Origin of the sequence: Isoptericola halotolerans (assembly GCF_013149785.1) — a bacterium.
Lineage (GTDB): Bacteria > Actinomycetota > Actinomycetes > Actinomycetales > Cellulomonadaceae > Isoptericola > Isoptericola halotolerans.
The window spans coordinates 916,360-934,512 of sequence record NZ_JABEZU010000001.1; the positions used below are offsets into that span (position 1 = coordinate 916,360).

Below are 18,153 nucleotides of genomic sequence, written 5' to 3' on the forward strand. Positions count from 1 at the left end.
TCAGCCGGCGGTGACCGTCAGCCGGCGGTGACCGCCGCCGCCGGCCGCCGCCCGTCGACCGCCTCGACGCACTGGCGGGCGATCGCGAGCTCCTCCTGGGTCGGGACCACCATGACCAGGGTCGACGTCCAGTCGGGGGAGATGATCCGCTCCCCGCCGCGCGCGGCGTTGCGGTCCGCGTCGACGGCGATCCCGAAGCCCTCGAGGCCCTCGCAGACGGCGGCCCGCACCGCAGGGTCGTTCTCGCCGACGCCCGCGGTGAAGGCGACGACGTCCACCCGGCCGAGCAGGGCCGCGTACGCGCCGACGTACTTCTTGAGCCGGTGGACGTAGACGTCGAACGCGAGGGCCGCGCCGTCGTCGCCGGCGTCGATCAGCTGCCGCAGCTCCCGGAAGTCGTTGACCCCGGACAGCCCGAGCATGCCCGAGCGCTTGTTGAGCAGCGTGTCGAGCTCGTCGATGCTCATGCCCGCGTTGCGCGCCAGGTGGAAGACGACCGCCGGGTCGACGTCGCCGGAGCGGGTGCCCATGACCAGGCCCTCCAGCGGGGTCAGCCCCATCGAGGTGTCCACCGGCACCCCGCCGCGGACGGCCGACGCGGACGCACCGTTGCCGAGGTGCAGCACGATCGTGTGGAGGTCCTGCACGCGACGGCCCAGCACGCGCGCCACCTTGCCGGCGACGTACTGGTGGCTGGTGCCGTGGAACCCGTAGCGGCGCACGTCGTGCGCGGCGGCGACCTCCCGGTCGATCGCGTAGGTGTAGGCCGCCGCGGGCAGCTGCTGGAAGAACGCCGTGTCGAACACCGCCACGTGCGGCACGTCGGCCAGCAGCTCGCGAGCCACCCGGATGCCCTGCACGTTCGCCGGGTTGTGCAGGGGAGCGAGCGGCACCAGGGCCTCGATCCGGTCCACCACGCCGTCGTCGACCACCACCGGCCCGGAGAACTCCGCCCCGCCGTGCACCACCCGGTGCCCGACGGCGTAGATCCCGGCGTCCGCGAGCCGCGGGCCGATCTCGTCGAACATCCCCAGCGCGATCCGCAACGCCTCGCCGTGGTCCGGGACCTCGAGCTCGCGCCGGGTGCGGTTGCCGGCGAAGGTATGGCTGACGATGCCGCCCGAGGAGCCACCCGACTCGCCGATGCGCTCGATCGTCCCCGCGGCGATCGCCTCCCCGCCGACCGGGTTGACGAGCTGGTACTTCAGCGACGAAGAGCCCGAGTTCAGCACCAGCACCGACCCGTGCGCCCCGTACGCGCTGTACGGGTTGGGCCGCTCGGCCTCGGGGAGGATGCTCATGCGGACGCTCCGTTCGTCGTGCTCGGGGTGGACTGCGCCTGGATCGCCGTGATCGCGACCGTGTTGACGATGTCGGCCACCAGCGCCCCGCGGGACAGGTCGTTGACCGGCTTGTTGAGGCCCTGCAGCACCGGCCCGACGGCGACCGCACCGGCCGAGCGCTGCACCGCCTTGTACGTGTTGTTGCCGGTGTTGAGGTCCGGGAAGATGAAGACGCTCGCCCGGCCGGCCACGGTCGAGTCCGGCAGCTTGGACGCCGCGACGGAGACGTCCACCGCGGCGTCGTACTGGATCGGCCCCTCGACGCTGAGCTCCGGGTGGCGCTCGCGCACGAGGTCGGTGGCGGCGCGCACCTTGTCGACGTCGGCACCCGAGCCGGACGTGCCCGTCGAGTAGGACAGCATGGCGATCCGGGGGTCCACCGCGAACTGCGCGGCCGTGGCCGCTGACGACGCCGCGATGTCGGCGAGCTGCTCCGCCGTCGGGTCCGGGTTGACGGCGCAGTCGCCGTAGACGAGCACACGGTCGGGCAGGCACATGAGGAAGACCGAGGACACCACGGACACCTCCGGCTTCGTCTTGATGATCTCGAACGACGGCCGGATCGTGTGCGCGGTGGTGTGGGCGGCGCCGGAGACCATGCCGTCGGCCAGTCCCAGGTGCACCATCATCGTGCCGAAGTAGGACACGTCGGTGACGATCTCGCGGGCCCGCTCGACCGTCATGCCCTTGTGCGCCCGCAGCCGCGTGTACTCGGTGGCGAAGCGCTCGACGTGCTCCGGGTCCGTGGGGGACCGCACCACCGCGGCGGAGATGTCCAGCCCGAGCTCCGTGGCGCGCGCACGGATCGCCGTCTCGTCGCCGAGGATCACCAGGTCGGCGATGCCGCGCGCCAGGACCGTGGAGGCGGCCCGCAGGATGCGGTCGTCGCCCCCCTCGGGCAGGACCACCCGGCGGCGGTCCGCTCGCGCCCGCTCGACCAGCTCGTGCTCGAACATCAGGGGCGTCACCACCGGGGTGCGCTCGACGTCGAGCCGCGCCAGGAGCTCGTCGCCGTCGACCCGCTGCTCGAACATGGCGCGGGCGACGTCGTGCTTGCGCTGCGCGGTCGCCGTCATCGCCCCGCGGGTCCGGGCGGCGACCCCGGCCACCTCGTAGGTGTCCATCGTGGTGGTGATGATCGGCACGTGGGGCTCCAGCGCGGCCGCGAGCTGGCCCGAGCGCCCGGACGGCCGGTACCCGCCGGTGAGGATCAGCCCTGCCAGGGAGGCGAAGCGCGGTGCGGCCTGCACGGACAGCAGCCCGAGCAGCACGTCCGTGCGGTCGCCGGGTGTGATGACCACGGTGCCGTCGGCGAGGTGACCGAGCATGTGCTCGAACGTCATCGCCCCCACGATCACGTCGAGCGCCTCACGGGCCATGAGGTCCGGGTCCCCGAGGAGCAGGGTGCCGTCGACGGCGTCGGCGAGCTGGGCGACGGTGGGAGCCCCCAGGAACGGTTCCTCCGGGATGACCCACGTCGGCAGGCCCTGGCCGCTGATGCCGGCACGCGCCGCCGCGGGCATGTCCGTGACGACCTCCTCGGCGCGGTTCACCACGACGGCGATCGGCTGGGCATGGCCCGCCCGCAGCTCGGTGAGGCTCAGGCGCGTCAGCGTCGTCACGTCGTCGACGCCACGGCCGCGCCCCGAGACCACCAGCAGCACGGGGGAGTCGAGGTTGGCGGCCACGCGGGCGTTGAACGCGAGCTCCGTCGCGCCCGAGACGTCCGTGTAGTCCGTGCCGAGCACGACGACGGCGTCACAGCGGGCGGCGACGGCGTGGTAGCGCGCGACGATCCGGGCGAGCGCGGCCTCCGGGTCGGCGTGCACGTCGTCGTAGGTCACTCCCACCGCGTCGGCGTAGTCGAGGTCCACGCCGTCGTGCGCGAGCATCATCTCCAGGACGTGGTCGCGCACCCCCGTCCCGCCGTCGGCCGCGGGGCGCTCCGGGACGCGCGAGACCGCTCGGAAGACCCCGACGCGCTGCACCTGGCGGACCAGGAGGTCGAGCACCCCCAGTGCGACCGTCGACTTGCCGGTGTCCCCCTCGGGGGACGCGATGTAGATGCTCCGTGTGCTCACTGCCCACCTGTTCGCTCGCGTCGGACGTCACGCCCATTCCACCGCACCGCGGCCCGTGGTGCACCGTCCCGAGAGCGTCGGGTTGGTCACTCCCGGCGGGTCACTCGTTGTCCCCGCCGGTCGCCGTCGCGGCGTCGTACATCGGACCGGCGGCCTCGGTGGCGGTCTGCCCGGCGTCGGGCCACACCCAGTCGCGCACCGCGGGCACGTCCTCGCCGTGCTCGCGGGTGTACTGACGGGCCGCGAGCCGCGCGTCCACCATCCGCTGGCGCAGGCCGGCGACCTTCGAGCCCAGCCCGGGGACCCGGTCGATGACGTCCAGCACCAGGTGGTACCGGTCGATGTCGTTGAGCATCGCCATGTCGAAGGGCGTGGTCGTGGTGCCCTCCTCCTTGTAACCGCGCACGTGGATGTTGCCGTGGTTCCGGCGACGGTAGGTCAGGCGGTGGATGAGCCACGGGTAGCCGTGGTAGTTGAAGATCACGGGCCGGTCCGAGGTGAACAGCCCGTCGAAGTCCTTGTCGGACAGGCCGTGCGGATGCTCGCGCTCGTCCTGCAGACGCATGAGGTCCACGACGTTGACGACCCGCACCTTGAGGTCGGGCAGCTCGTCGCGCAGGATGTGCGCGGCCGCCAGCACCTCGAGCGTCGGCACGTCGCCCGCGCAGCCCAGCACGACGTCCGGGTCCTCGCCGGGGACCTCGGTGCCGGCCCACTCCCAGATGCCCAGCCCCCGTGTGCAGTGCGCGATGGCGTCGTCCATCGGCAAGAACTGCGGACCCGGCTGCTTGCCGGCCACCACCACGTTGACGTACTGGCGGCCGCGCAGGCAGTGGTCGTAGGTGCTGAGCAGGGTGTTGGCGTCCGGCGGCAGGTACACCCGCACGATCTCGGCCTTCTTGTTGACCACGTGGTCGATGAAGCCCGGGTCCTGGTGGGAGAACCCGTTGTGGTCCTGGCGCCACACGTGGCTCGACAGCAGGTAGTTGAGCGACGCGATCGGGCGGCGCCAGGGGATGTGGTTGGTGACCTTCAGCCACTTCGCGTGCTGGTTGAACATCGAGTCGACGATGTGGATGAACGCCTCGTAGCTCGTGAACAGGCCGTGTCGTCCGGTGAGCAGGTAGCCCTCCAACCAGCCCTGGCACTGGTGCTCGCTGAGCATCTCCATGACGCGGCCGACGCGTGCGAGGTGCTGGTCGACGTCGGGCCCGTAGAACTCCGCGTTCCACTGCTTGTCCGTGACGTCGTAGACGGCCTGGAGCCGGTTCGACGCCGTCTCGTCCGGTCCGAAGATGCGGAAGTTGTCCGGGTTGCGCCGGATGACCTCGGTGAGCCAGGTGCCCAGCACCCGGGTCGACTCCGCGACGGCGCCACCGGGGCGCGGCACGTCCACGGCGAAGTCCCGGAAGTCGGGCATCCGCAGGTCCTTGAGCAGCAGCCCGCCGTTGGCGTGCGGGTTGGCCCCCATGCGCAGCTCGCCGTCCGGAGCCTGCGCGGCGATCTCGGGCAGCAGCCGGCCGTCGTCGTCGAAGAGCTCGTGCGGTCGGTAGGAGTGCAGCCAGTCACGCAGCACGTCCAGGTGCTCCGGGGTGTCCCTCGCGCTGGCCAGCGGCACCTGGTGGGCGCGCCAGGAGTCCTCGGTCTTCTGACCGTCGATCTCGGGCGGGCAGGTCCAGCCCTTGGGGGTGCGGAAGACGATCATCGGCCAGGCCGGTCGCTCGTCGCTCCCCTCGGACGAGTCCCGGGCGTCTGCCTTGATGCGCGCGATGTGCTCCATGACCTCGTCGAGCAGCCGGGCGAACCGGCGGTGCACGGCGGCGTGATCCTCACCGTCGAAGCCCCCGGTGAAGAAGTACGGCGTGTGCCCGTAACCGATCATGAGGTCGCGCAGCTCGTCGTCGCTGATGCGGGCCAGCACCGTGGGGTTGGCGATCTTGTAGCCGTTGAGGTGCAGGATCGGCAGCACGACGCCGTCGGTGCGGGCGTTGACGAACTTGTTCGAGTGCCAGCTGGTGGCCAGCGGGCCGGTCTCGGCCTCGCCGTCGCCCACGACGGCCGCCACCAGCAGGTCGGGGTTGTCGAACGCCGCACCGTAGGCGTGGCTCAGCGCGTAGCCGAGCTCGCCGCCCTCGTGGATCGACCCGGGGGTCTCCGGCGCCACGTGCGACGGGATGCCGCCCGGGAACGAGAACTGCCTGAACAGCCGCCGCACCCCCTCGTCGTCCTGGGTGACGTCGCTGTAGATCTCGGAGTACGTGCCCTCGAGGTAGGTGTTGGCGACCAGGCCCGGGCCGCCGTGCCCCGGGCCCGCCACGTAGACGGTCGACTGGTGGCGCTCGCGGATGACCCGGTTGAGGTGGGCGTACAGGAAGTTCAGGCCCGGCGTCGTCCCCCAGTGGCCGAGCAGGCGTGGCTTGACGTCGTCGCGCTCCAGGGTGCGGCGCAGCATCGGGTTGTCGAGCAGGTAGATCTGGCCGACCGAGAGGTAGTTCGCGGCGCGCCACCACTGGTCCAGGCGTTCGACGTCCGTGTCCGTCAGGTCCGCGACGCCGGTGGCGGGCCAGGTCGTGGTGTCGGGGGCCGAGGTGCTCATCTGACGCTCCTACCGGTTCGGGGGCGATCGTGCTCGTCCTCATTCCACCGCAGTGCGGGTCCGGGCGCAGCGCGGGCGGGCACCTGGAGACCCGCGACGTGAGGTTGACCACGCGATTCCTGCTCCTGAGCAGTGCGCGGATACCGTGGTGCCGTGCCCGACGCCCCGCCAGCCCGCCGTTCGTTCCGGGCGGTCGCCCGCCAGCCCCGCATGATCACGATCCTGCTGATCTTCCTCGCCGCCGCAGCGGTGTGCGGCCGGCTCGGCGTCTGGCAGATCGACCGGGCCTACGAGCGTGCCAACCTCGCGGCGGAGCAGGAGGCCGCCGAGGCCGCGGTGGCCGCACCGGTGGCGATCGGTGAGCTCCTGGCGCCCCAGGCCTCGTTCCCCGGCGAGCTCGTCGGCCGTGAGGTCGCCGTCACCGGGACCTACGAGCCCGACGGGCAGCTGCTGGTCGCGGGACGTGCCCTCGACGGCGCCGACGGCTACCTCGTGCTCACCCCGTTGCGCGTGTCCGACGACGGCACGGGCGGGGCGAGCTGGGCATCGCTCTCCGGCGAACCGGTGCTCCCCGTGGTGCGCGGGTGGGTCGACTCATCGACCCCCGATCCTGCCGCGCTGGAGGTGCCACCCGGCGAGGTCGCGCTGCACGGCTGGCTGCAGGCCTCCGAGTCCACCGCGCGCAGCGGTGTCGTCCCGGACAACCCGGGCGGGCCGCCGCTGACGCAGGACATCGCCTCGAGCGCCCTGGCCAACACCTGGCAGGGCCCGATCTACACGGGCTACGTGGTGCTCACCGACTCCGCACCGTTGCAGACGACCGCCGCCGAGGGCGGCCCGGCGCCCCTGCCACGCCCGGTGCTGGAGGGCGGCGCGGACGTCAACCTGCAGAACTTCTTCTACGCGCTGCAGTGGTGGGTGTTCGGACTCTTCGCCGTGGCCCTGTGGGTGCGGCTGGTGCGCGACGAGATGGCCGGCGGGGTGCGCGAACGACGGTCCTCCCGCGACCGGGGCGGTCGCGACGCCGACCCGGTCGGTACCGGTATCGCCGGGCTCCCCTCCTCCTGACCTCTCCCTGCTCAACGAGCGTGCTGCAATCTTCCTCAACACCGTGCCGTGAGGGACACTCCAGCACGCTCGATGCGGAGCCTGTGGGTAACGCCAGCGGCGTTCGGTCAAGCCTGCTCTGCTGTGCGGCATGTCTCGACGAGCACGGCCGGTCCCCTCGCAGCTGAAGGTGCTCGCGCGCCGACAAGCCGGATTGCTGGCGATGGCACAGTGCCTCGACGCGGGCATGACGCCCCGGCAGGTCAGCCGGCGCGTCGAGTCCAAGGCGTGGGACCGGGTTGTGCGCGGGGTCTACGACACGGGTGAGCCGGTTCCGGCATCGATGTCGGAACGGCTTGATCAGCAGCGTCGCCGGAGCGCGCTCGTCGGACCGCTCTCGCAGCCCCGAGGGATCGCCGTCGGGCTGGGTGCGCTCGTGCTCCATGGCGTGCGTGGCGCCCCCATCGAGATCCCGTGGGAGGTCGCGGTCCCCCGGGCACAGCCTCGGAAGCCGGCAGGGCCTGTTCGCGTCCGGCGGATCCTGGTCCCGCAGCCGATGAACGTCCAGGGCATCCCGTGCATGTCCGTACCCCAGGCGTTGGGCCTCGCTGTCCCGACGATGCACCGGTTCGAGGCCGTCGCGATGATCGACTCGGCACGGTACCGGGGGCTCCTGTCCGATGCGGAGCTGGCGTGGGCGTGCAGCACCACTGCTGGTCGGCGTGGTGCTGCGACGAGCCGGAGCTGGTGGGCCGAGTCGGACGCCCGTGCCGAGTCGCCGGCGGAGTCGTGGGCGCGGCTGTCCTGCTCCGAGGCGGGCTGCCCTCCCGATGCTCTCCAGCTGTGGACGCTGGCCGGTGGCCGTTGGTATCGGCTCGACCTCGCATGGGTGCTGCCCGGCGGCGGACTGCTCATCGTTGAGATCGACGGTCGCGAGGTGCACGATCGGATCGAGGCGCTCTACGAGGACCGTGAGCGGCAGAACCGGCTGGTGACGCCGTGGACGATCCTGCGGCGGTACACGGGGCGCGACGCGCGGTCCGGCGTCATGGCGGCCGAGGTCTCGCTGCTGCTGAAGAGCCGCGGATGGCGGCCTCAGCCGCTCGATGTCGACGCTGCCTACGACGTCGAACGTGCTGGGTTCTTCCGAAAACGCCGTTCTTGAGGAAGAACCCAGCACGCTCGACGCGCAACGCGGGGCGGGCGCCTACTCGTGCTGCCAGGACCGCCACAGCCGGGCGTACTCGCCGTCGGCGGCCACGAGGTCGTCGTGCGGCCCGATCTCGGTGATCCGCCCACCGTCCACGACGGCGACCCGGTCGGCGTCGTGGGCGGTGTGCAGCCGGTGCGCGATCGCCACGACCGTGCGCCCGGTGAGCACGGCGTTGAGCGAACGCTCCAGGTGCCGTGCCGCGCGGGGGTCCAGCAGGGACGTCGCCTCGTCGAGCACCAGCGTGTGGGGGTCGAGCAGCACCAGCCGGGCGAGCGCCACCTGCTGCGCCTGCGCGGGCGTCAACGGGTGCCCGCCCGAGCCCACCTCCGTGTCCAGCCCGGACGGCAGCGTGTCCGCCCACTCGCGGGCGTCCACCGCCGCCAGGGCCTCCCGCAGCGCGTCGTCGCCGGCGGTGGTGTCCGCCAGCCGGAGGTTCTCGGCGAGCGACCCGACGAACACGTGGTGCTCCTGGGTGACCAGGGCCACCTGGCCGCGCAGCTCCTCCAGCGGGAGGTCGACCAGCGGCACCCCGCCCACCGTCACGGACCCTCCGGTCGGCGGGTGGATCCCGGCCAGCATCCGCCCGAGCGTCGACTTCCCGGCCCCGGACGGCCCGACGACGGCGAGCCGTTCCCCGGGGGACAGATCCACCGAGATGCCGTGCAGCACGTCGTGGCCCTCGCGGTAGGCGTAGCGCACCTCGTGGGCACGCACCTCGTCCGACGTCGGGACCTCGCCCGACGCGACCCGGTCCGGCCCCACGAGCCCCACGCCGACCACGCGCGCCAGCGCCACGGCGGCGACCTGCAGCTCGTCGAGCCAGAACACCAGGTCGAACACCGGTCCGCCCATCTGGTGGGCGTACAGGGCGATCGTGGCGACGGCTCCCACCGTCGCCAGGTCCTGGGAGACCAGCCACGCACCCCAGACGATCGCCGCGATGGGTGCGAGCGCCACGGCCGAGTCGAGGGCGGGGATGAGCCGGAGGCGCAGCCCGAGCGTGTAGCTCTCCGCGCCGAACGCCTCGGACAGGTTGCCGCGCAGCCGACGGCGCAGCCGGGGACCGAGGGCCAGCGCGTCGGTGGTGCGCGCACCCTCGACCGCCTCGGTGATCGTGCCGTTGATCGTCGCGTAGGCGGCGGACTCGCGCAGGTAACCGGGGGTGGCGCGCTTCAGGTACCAGCGCACGGCGACGACGATGATCGGCACCCCGACGAGCAGCCCGAGGGCCACCAGCGGGTCGGTGAGGAACGAGGCCACGAGGGTCAGCCCGATCGTCACCACGCACACCAGCACCCGGGGCACCCCGAAGCGGACCGCGTGCTGCAGCTTGTTGACGTCGTTGGTGGTCCGCGCGACGAGGTCGCCGGTGCCGGCCTTCTCCACGGTGGACAGCGGCAGCCGGGTGGCGGTGTCCATGAACTCCTCGCGCAGTTCGGCGAAGACACGCTCGCCGAAGACCATCGACAGCCGCTGGGCGAACCGGGTCACCACGGCCTGCACGACGACGGCACCGACCAGTACCAGCGCGAGCTGGTTGACGCGGGCGAGGGTGGTGCCGGCGGAGACCTCGTCGATGAACCGACCCAGCAGGAACGGCCCGGCCAGACCGGCGACCGCCGCCACCGCGTGCAGCACGGCGATGCCGCCGAGCTGCACGCGGTGATGGCGGAACAGCCGCCCGACGGTCCGCCTGACCTCGTGACGGTCGGCGATCGGGAGCTGGTTCTGCGCGGCCGACGACGGCGCGGCGGTGGTGGCACTCATCGTGCGGCTCCTTCCAGAGAGGGGTCGTCCGACGTCTCGGTGCCGGGTTCGGCCATGGACCGGCCGACGACGTCGCGGTAGCGGGCGCCGTCGTCGTCGGTCCGGGCGAGCAGCTCGCCGTGCCTGCCGTGGGCGACCACACGCCCGTCGGTGCTCAGCAGCTGCACCTCGTCGACGTGGTCGAGGACGAGCGGGCTCGCGGTGACCACGAGGGTGGTCCTGCCGCGGCGGACCGCGGCGACCCGCTCGGCGATGCGGGCCTCGGTGTGCGCGTCCACGGCGCTGGTCGGCTCCACGAGCACGAGGATCTCCGGGTCGGTGAGCAGGGCGCGCGCCAGGGCGACCCGCTGGCGCTGCCCGCCGGACAGCGACCGTCCCTTCTCGGGCAGCTCGCCGCGCAGGCCACCGGGCAGCGAGTCGAGGACGTCGTGGGCGTCCGCCGTGAGGATCGCCGCCGTCAGGTCCGCCTCGGTCGCCCGCCCGCGGGCGTCCAGCTCCTCGCCGAGGATCCCCGAGAACAGGTGCGGGGTCGCCTCGGAGACCACGACGCGGTGCCGCAGCGCCTCCTTGTCGAGCTCGGCGAGGCGGACCCCGCCGAGCGTCACCGGGGTGGCGGCCTCGGCGGCGTCGTCGAACCGGCCGAGCCGGGTGGCGACCTCCGCCGAGACGTCCGGGTCGGCGCACACCAGCGCGACCACCCGCCCCGGGCGCAGGACGAGCCCGGAGGAGTGGTCCACCAGGTCGCTGCCCGACGGCGGCGCGTCGGCGGGCACGGCGGCCTGCGGCGTCGCCTCGGTCACCCGCAGCACCCCGAGGATCTTGCGGGCGGAGACGAACGCGTTGGTGGTCATCTGCAGCATCTGGGTGGCCATCTGCACCGGCCACGACAGGAACGCGGCATAGCCGTAGAAGGTCACGAGCTCGCCGGGGGTGAGGTCGCCGCGGACGACGGCGCGTGCCCCCAGCCAGAGCACGAGGGCCACGAGCAGCCCGGGCAGCAGCACCTGCAGCCCGTCCAGGACGGACTGGACGGCCGCGACCCGCACGCCCCGGCGCCGCACCTCCTGGGACTGGCGGGCGTAACGACCCGAGAACACCTCCTCGCCACCGATGCCGCGCAGGATGCGCAACCCGGCGACCGTGTCGGAACCCAGTGCCGTCAGCCGGCCCACCGACTCGCGGTGGGTCTGCTGGCGACGTTGCAACGGCCGGACGAGCAGGGCGAGGACCGCGGCCACCACCGGGATGCCGAGCGCCACCACGAGGCCGAGCGGCAGGCTCTGGGAGAGCAGGTACGCCGCAGCCGCGACGTAGGCCAGCACACCTCCGGCGAACCGGCCGGACATGGCGAACATGTCCCCGGCGCGCAGCGCGTCGTTCGCCACCGCGGCCACGACCTCACCCGTGGGGAGCTTCTTGGTCACCGCGTGGCCCGAGCGGGTGGCCTTGTCGCCGACGAGCTCGGTGAAGGAGAACGAGGCCCGCAACCAGTTCTCGACGTCGTAGGTGTGGCTGAACACCCCGGCCACGACGATGGCGACCGCGGCCACCAGCATCCCGCCGCACCAGAGCAGCAGCTCCCCGCCGAAGCCGGCACCGAGCCCCGAGTCGACCGCACCCCCCAGGAGCAGCGGAGCGGCGGCGGCGGCCAGCAGCGAGACGCTGCCCGCGGTCACGGCCTTGGCGAGCACGTCGCGCTGGCGCCACGCCTGCCAGGCGAGCAGGCGTGTCGCCGACGTCAGCGGAGGGGTGCCCGGGTCGGGCAGAGGAAGGGGGCGCACGGTCGTCCAGCCTAGGTGGGGCCACCGACGTCGGGCACCCGATTTTCCCCGCCTATCCTGGATGGCGTGAGCACCGAGCAGAACACTCCGACCGCCACCACCGAGCAGGCCGCGACCGCCATCCGCAAGGCGCGCGGGGCGCTGACCCGCTACCGGGTCCTGGCCTTCGTCACCGGGGTCATGCTGCTGGTGCTCTGCGTGGAGCTGATCTTCAAGTACGTGGTGCCGGTCCAGGCCGTCATCGACTACATGGGCTGGGTACCGTTCGCGCACGGGTGGATCTACGTCGTCTACCTCGTCACGGTGCTGGACCTGTGGGCCAAGATGCGCTGGGGCTACGGCCGTCTCGCCACGATGGTGTTCGCCGGCGTCGTCCCGGTGATGTCGTTCGTCCTCGAGAAGCGGGTGCACGCCGACGCCGACGCCAAGCTGACGGCGCTCGCGGAACGGTACGGGGCATGACGGCGCCCGCCGTCACCGACACCGGGACGCAGCGGCTCGCCCCGTTGGTCGAGCCGGGCCGCGAGCTGTCCGACGCCGAGCTCGACCGGTACGCACGGCACCTCGCGCTGCCCGGTCTGGGTGTCGAGGGCCAGCGTCGTCTCGCGGCCGCCCGCGTGCTCGTCGTCGGGGCGGGGGGCCTCGGCAGCCCCGTCCTGCTGTACCTCGCCGCGGCCGGGGTGGGCACGATCGGCGTGGTGGACGACGACGTCGTGGACGTCACCAACCTGCAGCGTCAGGTGCTGCACGGCCAGGCCGACCTGTCCCGGCCCAAGACCGCCTCGGCGCGCGACGCGATCGCCGAGGTGAACCCGCACGTCGAGGTGGTCGAGCACCCGGTGCGGCTCGACCGGGACAACGTGCTCACCGTCCTGGGCGACTACGACCTGGTGCTGGACGGCGCGGACAACTTCCCGACCCGCTATCTCGTCTCGGACGCCGCGGAGATCCTCGGTCTGCCGGTGGTGTGGGGGTCGATCGACCGGTTCGACGGGCAGGTCAGCCTCTTCTGGGGTGCGCCCGGTGGGCCGGAGCGTGGTCCGACGTACCGGGACGTCTTCCCCGTCCCGCCCCCGCCGGGCACCGTCCCGGACTGCGCCACCGGCGGCGTGCTCGGTGTGCTGTGCGGTGCCGTCGGCTCGGCGATGGCGACCGAGGCGATCAAGCTGGTCACCGGTCTCGGCACCTCGTTGCTGGGGCGGCTCGCCGTGTACGACGCCCTCGCGCTGGACTGGCGCGAGCTCACGGTCCGGCCCGACCCCTCCCGTGAGCCGGTGACGGCGTTGCTGCCCGGCGACGACGCCTATGCCGCGTTCTGCGGCCTCGGCCCGTCCGGCCTCGGCCCGTCCGGCCTCGGCCCGTCGGGCCTCCGCCCGACCGCCTCCGGTCCGGGCGAGGTGGCCGGCACCCTGGCGGGGGACCCGCAGATCGACGCGGCCGACGCCCGGGCGCTCCTCGTCGTCGACCCCCCGGCGGCGCTCGTGGACGTCCGCGAGGAGTGGGAGGCGCGGCTGCGTCCCGTGGACGGTGCCCGGCTGGTGCCCAGCGGGACGTTCCTGGGCACGGCGGGGTCCGATCCTGACGAGACCGCCCGGCAGGCCCTGGCCGCGCTGCCCGCGGACCGGCCGGTGCTGCTGGTCTGCGCGGCCGGTCCGCGGTCGACCGCGGTGGCCCAGGTCGCCCGGGCCCACGGGGTCGACGCCCGTTCCGTCGTCGGCGGCGTCCCGGCTCTGCTCGGCTGACCCGCGGCCGCGTCGACGGCGCCGGGCACCCAGGGCGTCAGAGCGCCAGGTCCAACCGGCCTTCCGGGGACGAGCTCGCCAGGGCTCGTTCCCGGCGCGGGATGCGCCCGGCACCTGCCGCGGTCCGACCCGCCTCGACCGCGAGCCGCATCGCGCGGGCCATGCGCACCGGGTCCTCGGCCCGCGTGACCGCGGTGGCGAGGAGCACGCCGTCGCAGCCCAGCTCCATCGCGAGCGCGGCGTCGGAGGCCGTGCCGATGCCCGCGTCGAGGATCACCGGGACCCGGGCGGCCTCGGCGATCGCCTCGATGTTGCGGGGGTTGAGGATGCCCAGCCCGGAGCCGATGGGGGCACCGAGGGGCATCACGGCCGCGCACCCGACGTCCTCGAGACGCCGGGCCAGGATCGGGTCGTCGTTGGTGTAGGGCAGCACGACGAAGCCGTCTCGCACCAGCTCCTCGGCGGCCTCGACGAGGCCGATCGGGTCGGGCAGCAGGGTGACGTCGTCGGCGATCACCTCGAGCTTGACCCAGCTCGTGCCGCAGGCCTCGCGCGCGAGCCGCGCCGTGAGCACGGCCTCGCGCACCGAGAAGCAGCCCGCGGTGTTGGGCAGCGCGCGGATGCCGAGGCGTTCCAGGAGCCCCCAGATGCCGGCGTCCCGGGACGGCTCGCCGCCTGATCCCGGGGAGACGCGGCGCATCGCGACGGTCGTCAGCGCGGTGCCGGAGGCCACCAGCGCCCCCTCGAGGGTGAGGAGGTTCGCGGCGCCGCCGGTCCCCATCACGAGGCGGGAGCCGATCTCCGTGCCGGCGACCACCAGCGTGCTGTCTGTCGTGGCGGCGCGTTGTGTGCTGTTCAGCGTCATGTGTCCTCCTCAGCCGCCCTGGACGGCTGCGACGATCTCGATCCGGTCACCGGCGCGGACCACGACGGACTCCCAGGTCCCGCGGGGGACGACGGCGTCGTCGATCGCGACGGCCAGTCCGCGGGGGGCCCCGTCGGCCACGTGGCCCGGCCGGAGCCGTGCCACCAGGTCGGTCAGGGGGATCGCGGCGTCCGGCCCGAGGTCGAACGGCTCGCCGTTCACCTGGGCTGCCGTCGCCGGGTCGGGCGGCGCGTTGCTGGACGGGTGGTTCATCGGGTTCCTCCGTCGGTGCGAGGGTCGGTCGCGGGCGGCGTGAAGCGCCGCGGGTCCGTCGCCCGCAGGGCCGCGAGGGTGGCCGACGGGTCACCGGACGAGATGTCGACGTCGAACCAGGACCCGGTGAGCCCGGCGACGACGACGTCGGCGGTCAGGGGCGCCAGCAGGATCCCGTTGCGGTGGTGACCCGTGGCCAGGTGCAGGCCCGCCACGTGCGTCGGCCCGACGAGCGGCAGGTTGTCGGGCGTGCAGGGGCGGGCACGGGGAGTCGCCTCGATCAGGGCCGCCTCGTCGATCGCCGGCAGCAGTACCCGGGCGTCCCGCAGCAACGCGTACACACCGCCGGCGAGCGCCCGCCGGTCGTCCGGGTTCTCCTCGGTGGTGGCGCCGATCACCAGCTCGCAGTGGCCCTTCCACGGGCCGTCGGTGGCGGGGGCGCGGGAGACGACGTAGACGGGGCGGCCCTGCACCAGCCCCCGCACGACGTGCCGGGGGGCGAGGTCGGGGTCCGCCTGCAGCCGCAGGGTCTGCCCCTTGACCGGCCGGACGGGGACGGCGACGTCGGGGATGTCGGTGAGCAGTGGCGCCGACGCCCAGCCGGCGGCCACGACGACCGCGTCGGTGCGGTGGCGGTGGTGGGTCTCGTCCACCGCCGCGACGACCCGGCCGCCGCGCTGCTCGAGGCCGACCGCCGCCCGCAGCACCACGGAACCGTCGGCGTGGTCGTCGATCGCTCGCCGCAGCGCGGTGTGCGTCGCCCGCGGGTCGACGGCGTGGTCGCCGGGGACCCACGCCGCCCCGGCGAGGCGCTGGCCCAGCAGGGGTTCGCGCCGTCGTGCCTCGGCGACCGTCAGCTCCTGCGACGAGACGGCGTGCCGGGTGTGCAGCGCCAGGATCCGGCGCAGCAGGGCGGCGTCCGTGTCGTCATAGGCGAGGGTCAGCGTGCCGGACTCGCGCAGCCCCACGCTGACGCCCGAGGCCGCCTCCAGGTCGGCGGCGAACGGCAGCCATCGGGCGGCACCGGCCAGGTGCAGGTGGAGGGCCGCGTCCTCGGTGAACTCCGCCTCGGTGGCCGGGGCGATCATCCCTGCGGCCGCGTGCGTCGAGCCGTCGCCAGGGTCGGGGTCCAGGACGGTGACGCTGAGCCCTGCGCCCAGGGCACGCCAGGCCACGGCGAGGCCGATGATGCCGCCTCCGACGACGACGAGGTCGCGGACGCCGGTGGGCAGTGCGGGCAGACGGACGGTCACGCGGTGCTCCCTTCGCTGGCATGATCCAGATCAGGTGGGACGGTCGGCGCCCCTGCGCCCTCTCAGCCCCGGCCGGGGCTCCCGTGCTCGGTCCACCCTACCGGGACCCGTGGGCCCGGACCCATCGTCCCTGGACGGGAGCTTCCGTGCTCCTAGACTGCCCGCGTGACCTCCGACGCCGTCCGTGCCCGCCTCGCCGACGCCCGCCTGTACCTGTGCACCGACGCCCGCGAGGACCGTGGTGACCTCGAGGTCTTCCTGCACCGGGCGCTGGCGGGCGGGGTCGACGTCGTCCAGCTCCGGGACAAGTCGCTGGACGTCGCCCGCGAGCTCGAGCTGCAGGAGCTGGTGGCGCGGGTCGCGGGCGAGCACGGGGCGTTGTGGGCGGTGAACGACCGGGCCGACGTCGCGCAGCTGGCCGGGGCGCCCGTGGTGCACATGGGCCAGGGCGACCTGCCGGTGCCGGCCGTGCGGTCGCTGCTGGGCCCCGGCCCGGTGCTCGGCCGGTCCACCCACTCCGCGGCGCAGGCGGCCGCGGCGGAGGCCGACGACGACGTCGACTACTTCTGCGTCGGGCCGTTGTGGGCGACGCCGACGAAGCCGGGGCGCGCCGCCGTCGGGCTCGACCTGCTGCGGGAGGTCGCCGTCACGGCTCCGAGCACCCCGTGGTTCGCCATCGGCGGGATCGACGAGCACCGGCTGGACGCGGTGCTGGACGCCGGGGCGCGGCGGGTCGTCGTCGTCCGGGCGATCACCGAGGCACCGGACCCGGAGCGGGCGTCGCGCCGGCTGCGGGACCGCCTCGCCGGGTAGCACCCCGAGGGCTTCCTCCTGGTCAGGAGACGTGGCACGATCGCCGGGTTCCCCCGACGACGACACTGTGGAGTCACCGATGACCGCTCGCCCCCGGCTCGTCGCGGCCCTCGCCGTGGCCCTGCTGCTGACCGGATGCACCGGGAGCCCTGACGAGGAGCCCCCGACCGGTGCCACCGTGGCCCCGGACGAGTCGGCGCCGACGGCCTCGGAGAGCGCGCAGGAGGTGGCCGCCGTCGGGAGCGCCGACGTGACGGGGCCGGACGTGGTGATGGCGGAGCAGACGGTCGACACCCCGGGCGAGGCAGGCGGCACGCTCACCGTCGTGCTGCGGACCCTCGAGGTGCGCGACGACACCACGACGTTGCGCTACGCGCTGCGGTGGGACAACGACGACGCCCCCGACGGCGCGACGGCCAGCCACTACCAGCTCGGCATCGACTGGGTCCCCACCGTCACGGACACCGCGGCGCTGGTCCAGTACCGGCCCTTCTGCACCCAGGGCGCCTGGAAGGACGGTGCCATCTCCCAGCAGCAGTGCGGGTTCAACGTCACCGCCTCGCCGAGGTTCCCGTTCGACGGGTTCGTCAACCACGCCACGATCGAGGGCTGGGCGACGCTGCCGGCGCCCGATGGTGAGCCGGCCACACTCGACGTGGCTCTCGGTCAGGGCCTGCCGGTGTTCACCGGCGCGACGGTGTCTGCCGCCGGAGACGCATGATGCGGTGGCGGACCGTCGCGGTCCCGTCCGCCGTGACGGCGACCCTGGTGCTCGGTGCTGCCGTCGCCTCGGCCGATGCCCCGTCGTCGTCGGAGGAACCGCACGACCCCGCGGTGTCCGCGGTGCTGGAGGAGCTCGCCGCCGAGCGTGCCGAGCTCGAGTCGGTGGACGTGACCGACGAACAACGTCGGGACGCGACGTTCCCGGTGGACGCCGCCGACGCGACCTTCCCGCTGGACGCCGCCGACGCCGGCACCGAGATCGCCACGGAGACCGAGACCGGGGACAGCACGCTGGTCACCCTGACCGCCGACCTGCTGTTCGACTTCGGCTCGGTCGAGCTGACCGACCGCGCGGCCGAGGTCGTCGAGGAGCTGGCCGGCGAGATCCCGCAGGGAGCGACCGTCCGGGTCGACGGGCACACGGACTCCGTCGGCTCCGAGGGTGACAACCAGCGGCTCTCCGAGGAGCGGGCCGGGGCCGTGGCCGACGTGCTCCGCGACGCCCGCGGGGACCTGGACCTGCAGGCCAGGGGGCACGGCGAGACCGACCCGGTGGCCGACAACACCGTGGGCGGTGAGGACAACCCGGCCGGGCGGGCCCTGAACCGCCGCGTCGAGGTGACCTATCCGACGTCCTGAGCACCGGACGGACGTCG

Annotated in this window: 15 protein-coding genes and 1 riboswitch; of the genes, 7 read left to right on the forward strand and 8 right to left on the reverse strand. The window is 73.5% G+C overall.

Annotation, left to right across the window (positions count from 1 at the left end):
• Positions 1-17: 17 nt before the first annotated feature.
• From HDG69_RS04420 to HDG69_RS04430, 3 genes are all read right to left on the reverse strand, one after another.
• Positions 18-1,301: an acetate/propionate family kinase gene (locus tag HDG69_RS04420; protein ID WP_171782517.1), complete on the reverse strand. Its 1,284-nt coding sequence runs from the start codon at positions 1,299-1,301 to the stop codon at positions 18-20.
• A complete protein-coding gene (pta, locus tag HDG69_RS04425; RefSeq protein ID WP_171782518.1) occupies positions 1,298-3,424 on the reverse strand; it encodes a phosphate acetyltransferase in 2,127 nt (708 codons plus the stop codon). Before pta ends, HDG69_RS04420 begins: the two co-directional genes overlap by 4 nt.
• A gap of 100 nt (positions 3,425-3,524) precedes the next feature.
• Positions 3,525-6,020, reverse strand: coding sequence for a phosphoketolase family protein (locus tag HDG69_RS04430; protein WP_171782519.1), 2,496 nt, complete (start codon positions 6,018-6,020; stop codon positions 3,525-3,527).
• 153 nt (positions 6,021-6,173) lie between these two features.
• Here HDG69_RS04430 and HDG69_RS04435 point away from each other — a divergent pair, with 153 nt between their 5' ends.
• A complete protein-coding gene (locus tag HDG69_RS04435; protein WP_343036245.1) occupies positions 6,174-7,088 on the forward strand; it encodes an SURF1 family protein in 915 nt (304 codons plus the stop codon).
• Positions 7,089-7,218: 130 nt separating this feature from the next.
• Complete coding sequence (locus tag HDG69_RS04440) at positions 7,219-8,232, forward strand: type IV toxin-antitoxin system AbiEi family antitoxin domain-containing protein (RefSeq protein ID WP_343036246.1); 1,014 nt, start codon at positions 7,219-7,221, stop codon at positions 8,230-8,232.
• 42 nt (positions 8,233-8,274) lie between these two features.
• On the opposite strand, the gene HDG69_RS04445 is transcribed toward HDG69_RS04440, so the two are convergent.
• Together HDG69_RS04445 and HDG69_RS04450 are read right to left on the reverse strand one after the other, a co-directional pair.
• Positions 8,275-10,047 (reverse strand): ABC transporter ATP-binding protein, encoded by a 1,773-nt coding sequence (locus HDG69_RS04445; RefSeq protein ID WP_171782521.1) that lies wholly within the window; start codon positions 10,045-10,047, stop codon positions 8,275-8,277.
• Entirely contained in the window at positions 10,044-11,828 is a 1,785-nt protein-coding gene (locus HDG69_RS04450; protein ID WP_171782522.1) for an ABC transporter transmembrane domain-containing protein, read from the reverse strand. The genes HDG69_RS04445 and HDG69_RS04450 overlap by 4 nt, the downstream gene beginning before the upstream one ends.
• Positions 11,829-11,894: 66 nt before the next feature.
• Here HDG69_RS04450 and HDG69_RS04455 point away from each other — a divergent pair, with 66 nt between their 5' ends.
• Positions 11,895-12,290: a DUF3817 domain-containing protein gene (locus HDG69_RS04455; protein ID WP_171782523.1), complete on the forward strand. Its 396-nt coding sequence runs from the start codon at positions 11,895-11,897 to the stop codon at positions 12,288-12,290.
• A complete protein-coding gene (locus HDG69_RS04460; protein ID WP_171782524.1) occupies positions 12,287-13,570 on the forward strand; it encodes a ThiF family adenylyltransferase in 1,284 nt (427 codons plus the stop codon). The genes HDG69_RS04455 and HDG69_RS04460 overlap by 4 nt, the downstream gene beginning before the upstream one ends.
• Positions 13,571-13,607: 37 nt before the next feature.
• Here HDG69_RS04460 and HDG69_RS04465 read toward each other — a convergent pair whose 3' ends face one another.
• The 3 genes from HDG69_RS04465 to thiO all read right to left on the reverse strand — a co-directional run bounded on the left by HDG69_RS04465 (position 13,608) and on the right by thiO (position 15,961).
• Positions 13,608-14,435 (reverse strand): thiazole synthase, encoded by an 828-nt coding sequence (locus HDG69_RS04465; protein ID WP_171782525.1) that lies wholly within the window; start codon positions 14,433-14,435, stop codon positions 13,608-13,610.
• 9 nt (positions 14,436-14,444) lie between these two features.
• Positions 14,445-14,708 carry a sulfur carrier protein ThiS gene (gene thiS / locus HDG69_RS04470; RefSeq protein WP_171782526.1) on the reverse strand — a complete coding sequence of 88 codons (264 nt, stop codon included), beginning with the start codon at positions 14,706-14,708 and terminating at the stop codon, positions 14,445-14,447.
• Positions 14,705-15,961: a glycine oxidase ThiO gene (gene thiO / locus HDG69_RS04475; protein ID WP_343036247.1), complete on the reverse strand. Its 1,257-nt coding sequence runs from the start codon at positions 15,959-15,961 to the stop codon at positions 14,705-14,707. The genes thiS and thiO overlap by 4 nt, the downstream gene beginning before the upstream one ends.
• Positions 15,952-16,056, reverse strand: a riboswitch (TPP riboswitch). It overlaps the preceding gene by 10 nt.
• Before the next feature lie 70 nt (positions 16,057-16,126).
• Here thiO and thiE point away from each other — a divergent pair.
• From thiE to HDG69_RS04490, 3 genes are all read left to right on the forward strand, one after another.
• On the forward strand, positions 16,127-16,774 hold the full coding sequence (gene thiE, locus HDG69_RS04480) for a thiamine phosphate synthase (RefSeq protein ID WP_171782527.1): 648 nt from the start codon (positions 16,127-16,129) through the stop codon (positions 16,772-16,774).
• A 79-nt stretch (positions 16,775-16,853) separates the two neighbouring features.
• Positions 16,854-17,495, forward strand: coding sequence for a hypothetical protein (locus HDG69_RS04485; protein ID WP_171782528.1), 642 nt, complete (start codon positions 16,854-16,856; stop codon positions 17,493-17,495).
• Positions 17,492-18,136, forward strand: coding sequence for an OmpA family protein (locus tag HDG69_RS04490; protein ID WP_171782529.1), 645 nt, complete (start codon positions 17,492-17,494; stop codon positions 18,134-18,136). Before HDG69_RS04485 ends, HDG69_RS04490 begins: the two co-directional genes overlap by 4 nt.
• Positions 18,137-18,153: the final 17 nt, after the last annotated feature.